The organism is Variovorax sp. 20P10.2.4, from assembly GCF_058244205.1.
This window is the reverse complement of sequence record NZ_JBZAYE010000946.1, coordinates 1-2,058: the sequence shown is the minus strand read 5'-3', so window position 1 is coordinate 2,058 and position 2,058 is coordinate 1. Positions and strand designations below refer to the sequence as shown.

Below are 2,058 nucleotides of genomic sequence, written 5' to 3'. Positions count from 1 at the left end.
GGGCCCCGGCACCGGCAACCCGCCGCCGGGCGACCCGCCGATGCTCGCGAGCATCGACAGCCAGTTGCCCGCCGACACGGCCACCACGGCGCAGCGCTGCGACTTCCTCGATCCCGCGCACTGCATGCTGCCGTTTCCCAACGACTACTACACGGTGGCCGATGCCAGCACCGACACCGGCCGCCGGCTGAACCTGCAGACGGCCTCGATGCCGCGCAGCGAGGTGGTGCGCAACAAGCCGATCGACACCACCGAATGGAACCGCAACGACGGCTTCTCGCCGGGCGCGATGATCGTGACGCGCGTGCCGGGCGTGGACCTCGCACGCACGGGCGCGCCGGGCATCGGCGACCTCTCGGCCTCGCTCAAGGCCGACGCGCCCGTGGTGCTGATCGATGCCGACACGCTCGAGCAGAAGCTGATCTGGGTCGAGCTCGACAAGAACAACGTCAGCGCGAGCGATCGCCAGAGCCTCAACATCCGCGTGGCGAAGAACCTCGAGTGGGGCCATCGCTACATCGTGGCGATGCGCAACATGAAGGATGCCACCGGCAAGACCATCGAGGCCGGGCCCGCGTTCCGCATCTACCGCGACCGCCACGAGAGCGCGCTGGGCTTCGTGAACGATCGCCGAGCGCACATGGAGAGCATCCTCTCGACGCTGCAGCGCGCGGGCGTGACTCGTGAGCCTCTGTACCTGGCCTGGGACTTCACGGTGGGTTCGCAGCGCAGCATCACGGGCCGCATGCTCGCGATCCGCGATGCCGGCTTCGCGGCACTCACCGACAACACGCCCGGCTTCAAGGTGACGACGGTGCAGGACCTGACGCCCGCGCAGGACGCGCGCATCGCGCGCCACATCGAGGGCACGCTCACGGTGCCGAGCTTCGTGGCGGCTCCCACGGCCGGCACGGCCGACATCACGCCGGTGATCGCCGCGGTGGCGCCCTACCTGGGCGGCGGCGCGCTGTCGGTGCCGGCCGTCAAGGCCGCCTTCGACACGCTGGGCGACAAGCCGTTGCCGCTGGAGACCTTCCGCTACGCCTCGGCCACGCCGGGCGTGTACGACACGCCGGTGTGGGACGGTCACTCGACACTCACCGTGCCCTTCATCTGCAACATCCCGCGCGCGGCGCTCAACCCCGACGGCAGCATCAACCCCGCGCGCATCTCGCTGTACGGCCATGGCCTGTTCGGCAAGCCGACCGAGGTCAATGCCAGCAACGTGAAGGACATGAGCAACGAGCACAACTTCGTGTTCTGCGCGACCAACTGGTACGGCTTCTCGCAGACCGAGATCGTGCCGTCGGTGTTCGGCTTCTTCGACCTGTCGAACGCACGCGTGCCCTTCGACACCACGCAGCAGGGCGTGCTCAACATGCTGATGCTGGGCCGCGCGATGCAAAGCGCCAAGGGCTTCGGCAGCAATGCCGCCTTCCAGATGGGCACCACGCCGCGCAGCGTGCTCGACACCAGCGAGCTGTTCTACGACGGCAACAGCCAGGGCGGCATCCTCGGCGGCATGCTGATGAGCGTGGCGCAGGACATCCACCGCGGCGTGCTCGGCGTGCCCGGCATGAACTACTCGCTGCTGCTCGAGCGCAGCGCGGACTTCCCCGAGTTCGCGACCATGGTCTACGCGGCCTACCCCGACAGCCTCGACCAGCAGTTCATCTTCTCGCTGTGGCAGACGCTGTGGGACCGCGCCGAGGCCAACGGCTATGCGCAGGCGATGACCGACAAGCCGCTGCCCGGCACGCCGGCGCACAAGGTGCTGATGCACGTGGCCTTCGGCGACCACCAGGTCACGATGTGGTCGGCCGAGGTCGAGGCGCGCACCATCGGCGCCAAGCTCTACTGCCCGGCCACGGCCAGCGGCCGCCATCCCGACGCGCTGCCCTACTTCCAGCTCTCGTGCATGGACCTGGGCGCCGGCGGCTACGACGGCTCCGCGATGGTGGTGTGGGACAGCGGCCCGGGCCGCCTGCCGCCACCGCCGCAGGACAACCTCGCGCCCACGGCCGGCAGCGATCCGCACGAGGATCCGCGCGCCACGCC

Annotated in this window: 1 protein-coding gene; it reads left to right on the top strand. The window is 69.4% G+C overall.

Going from position 1 to position 2,058, the window contains the following annotated elements:
• Nucleotides 1–2,058 (top strand): hypothetical protein (locus AC27VN_RS39755; protein ID WP_490880253.1); only part of this gene is annotated, 2,058 nt, incomplete at both ends.